General features: G+C 54.7%; 4 protein-coding genes. 1 reads left to right on the forward strand and 3 read right to left on the reverse strand.

Going from position 1 to position 3105, the window contains the following annotated elements; all coding sequences use genetic code 11:
* On the forward strand, nucleotides 1-277 hold a 277-nt coding region (locus FHS27_RS30875), incomplete at its 5' end, for a hypothetical protein (protein ID WP_221225511.1).
* Between the two features lie 346 nt (nucleotides 278-623).
* Here FHS27_RS30875 and FHS27_RS30480 read toward each other — a convergent pair.
* From FHS27_RS30480 to FHS27_RS30490, 3 genes are all read right to left on the reverse strand, one after another.
* Nucleotides 624-1586, reverse strand: coding sequence for a PLP-dependent cysteine synthase family protein (locus FHS27_RS30480; RefSeq protein ID WP_184310205.1), 963 nt, complete (start codon nucleotides 1584-1586; stop codon nucleotides 624-626).
* A gap of 120 nt (nucleotides 1587-1706) precedes the next feature.
* Complete coding sequence (locus FHS27_RS30485) at nucleotides 1707-2063, reverse strand: hypothetical protein (RefSeq protein WP_184310207.1); 357 nt, start codon at nucleotides 2061-2063, stop codon at nucleotides 1707-1709.
* Between the two features lie 24 nt (nucleotides 2064-2087).
* Nucleotides 2088-2801, reverse strand: coding sequence for an ADP-ribosylglycohydrolase family protein (locus tag FHS27_RS30490; RefSeq protein WP_184310209.1), 714 nt, complete (start codon nucleotides 2799-2801; stop codon nucleotides 2088-2090).
* Nucleotides 2802-3105: the final 304 nt, after the last annotated feature.

Here is a 3105-nt window from a genome sequence, read left to right on the forward strand (position 1 = left end):
CCAGGAGGTGGGGCTTGTTGCCCACTCAAACCCGATCACTTACGTTTTTACTAGAGAGACCATCACGAGTTTCAACAACGAATGGGACATCCCCGTATTCATTGGCCAGTTCGGTTTGCCAAACACGATCGCCCGATTCAGTGTCGAAAGCCACGAGGACTTGCTTTCCTGCTTCATTGAACGTTGTGATCGCGAAATCATTTACGACGGTCACTGCCGACATTCCAACACCGCCTGGAACACGCCAAACGACTTCTGGACCGTCATCCGGGAATGAGTCGAGCAAACCGGTTTCGCGGGACGTGCCATTTCGAAGCTCGCCTAAAAATTGTGGCCAATCGGCATGAGTGTATGAGCAACAAGCCAACGCAACGACGACGGCGTGAACCATTCGGTGAATCAAAGATCGCATGCTGAGTCTCGGCGGGGACAATCGAACTGTAGCGGCACGCCAACATGATATCGCAATCAGACGCGTCATGGTCGATTGTGAGCCGAGTCAATACGAGCATCGGATATCAAGGCACGTCTCGTCAGATGCTAAAACCGTTGCCGACATTTTCCGTGGACAGCGGCACGTTCTGATGCTGCTTTGTTGCGCCGAGTTTATTGTTTCGCCGAGTTCACGGGCGCAGGCCGTCGAAGACTGTGTGCGAGAAATATCGTTCCATCCGATCGGGAAAGACGGTCACGACCGCGCAGTTCTTTCCTAACGTTTCGGCGACCCGGATCGCGGCGGCCATGTTGAGTCCCGAACTCGGTCCGACCGGGAAGCCCTTCGCCCATAGTTGGCGAGTCAGTTCAAGGCACTCGTCGTCGCTAATTTCCCACTCCGTGAGATGAGGGCAATTCCACTGAGCGTAAATGTCACTGATGCCATTAGCGACACCTGGCACGTTTGAGCTGAATCTCAGACTGCAGCATTCGACATTGGCTCCAAAGAGTTTGCCTTCACAGGGAATCGCGGCGTGTGCGCTCACGTCGCAACCTGCGCTGCTGAATGCTTCATAGAGGCCGCGGAGTGTGCCGCCCGTGCCAACGCCACTGACGATACCGTCGACGCAACCACCGGGGATTCGCGAGAGAATTTCGGAGCCGGTGAACAGCCGATGTGCTTCGGTGTTGTCTTCGTTGGAAAACTGCTGTCCTAAAAACCAACCCTCAACTTCGCTGGCTTCCTTTGCGGCACGGAGTACTTCGGTCATGTTGCCAGGGACTCTTTTGACGATTCCTCCGTAAGCACGAATGATCAGTTCTCGTTCGGAGGTCGCTGATTCGGGGATGAAGGCAATGAACCGCAGTCCCATCTGGCTGCACGCGAGGGCGAATGCGATGCTCGTTGAACCGCTTGAGGCTTCCACGACGGTGCTTCCACGTGTGATTTTTCCAGCCCGCCAGGCTTTCTCAATGATGTGTCTTGCGATGCGATCCTTTGTCGAACCGCTCGGGTTGAGGAACTCCAGCTTGCACCAAATTTTCACGTTAGCATCCTCTAACGTTACTGGTACCAATGGCGTTGACGCGATTTGATGGAGGTAACGACTGCCCTCGGGAAGTGGGAGATTGTTTTGAACGCGAGGTTTCATTCATGCACCGACGTCGAGGAACAGGACGGAAGCTACGAAGCCGTTTTGCATCGCCGTAGGTCAACACGAGAAGGTGTCGAGGTTGGCCCAGGTGAAATCAAATGATGGGTTCGTGATCAGTCAAATTATGCCGTTTGCCCCTGCCGGTTGTGAAGAGTGTCGAGACGCCGAATTGGGGCCACACGCTAATTTTGTGGACAGTGTAGTGAGGTCGTCGTCAAACATCGCGAGTGCTTGAGATACTTCTTCGTCGATCGAATCCAATCCGTGGCGGACGGCCAGGATGCTGATCGCGATGGACAGGAACGTGTCGATGTCGACGGACGTTCGCCAGTGGTAAGCGTGGGACTTCACGAAGTTGTCGAATTGTCCGATCGCGCGGAGGTGAAGGGCATCTTGGACGTGGATACGTTGCTTGAGCGTGCGTCCATGAATGATTCGCTGGAACGGTGAGAATCGACGAGGAGGCAGGAACATTCTCTTCTCATGTTGGTGCGTGATTCACTTTCCGTGGTCTTTGTCACAGTGGTAGCTCCAAAAACAAGCCGCAATCGCCGTGACTCGCATGGCCGCACCGTCGGCAATTCCATCGGTCGCTTCGTACAGCGGGGCGTCGCTCTCAAGCAGTTTCGACATTTGCCCTTTGTAGTTTGGATGGATACCACTGGGGGGCGGTTCTTCGCCGTGGAAGTTGTAGTCGGTCGGCTGGCGGTATCGGGCGACGAGGTCGGCATGATCAAACCCGCCACAGTCTGCGAGTGATTTTGCGATTACGATCGTCTGAACGTAGTCGTCCGCGTCGCTGCTATACGCGTATTTCCAGGCGACCCAAGACACCGCTGCGAGCGCGCGATGGATTCGTTCAATCCTCTCTGAACGTGCCCGTTGTCGTAAAGATTCTAACGTGATGCGGCGCAGTGGCGTGTTGCGAGGATGCTCAATCGCTAAGGCGCCTTCGTCGTTGACGAGCACGCGGGGGCTCGTCACACCTTCGATAATATCGTCGTACTCGATCCCCAGGCGGGCGAGAGCTTGCTCGGTTTTTTCAACCGTGAGATGTGGTGGATCATTTTCTCCGCGTCGACGTGCTGTCAAGAAAATGACGCGGTGCCCATTCGATTTCAAATCTGCAACGTACTCGATGTCGCCTTCCAAGGGTTCCATCGTGCCGTAACGGAAGAACACTCCGTCGAAGTCGAGTAGATAAGTTGCCATTAGTAGGACATTGGGTGAAAATCGTGCGATTCGGAAGTGCCTTACGCGACGATCCGCAGTCCCGCGAAAGTACCGTAACGGGGTGTCCAAGCTTGGTAAATGGCGAGATGAGTGTGCCGTTGTTCAGGGTGCATGACCGGGTTTGCAGCTTGAATTGGGGTCGGCTTAGAATCTCCGGTGATTTACAATCTCGAGCGCAGAGCCGGGGGAGCTAGGGGCTTTGGGTGACTCTTTAAAGGATATTTGCCATGGAATCGGCACCGAACCAACCGACCGCTGAAGATATTGCTGACCTCGTCGTGAA

The sequence above is a fragment of the Aporhodopirellula rubra genome (assembly GCF_014192335.1).
GTDB lineage: Bacteria > Planctomycetota > Planctomycetia > Pirellulales > Pirellulaceae > Rhodopirellula > Rhodopirellula rubra.

Excerpts from the sequence above, each read along its gene's own strand:
- FHS27_RS30490 (WP_184310209.1), bottom strand. The coding sequence starts at position 2,801 with ATGGCAACTTATCTACTCGACTTCGACGGAGTGTTCTTCCGTTACGGC.
- FHS27_RS30480 (WP_184310205.1), bottom strand. The coding sequence starts at position 1,586 with ATGAAACCTCGCGTTCAAAACAATCTCCCACTTCCCGAGGGCAGTCGT.
- FHS27_RS30485 (WP_184310207.1), bottom strand. The coding sequence starts at position 2,063 with ATGTTCCTGCCTCCTCGTCGATTCTCACCGTTCCAGCGAATCATTCAT.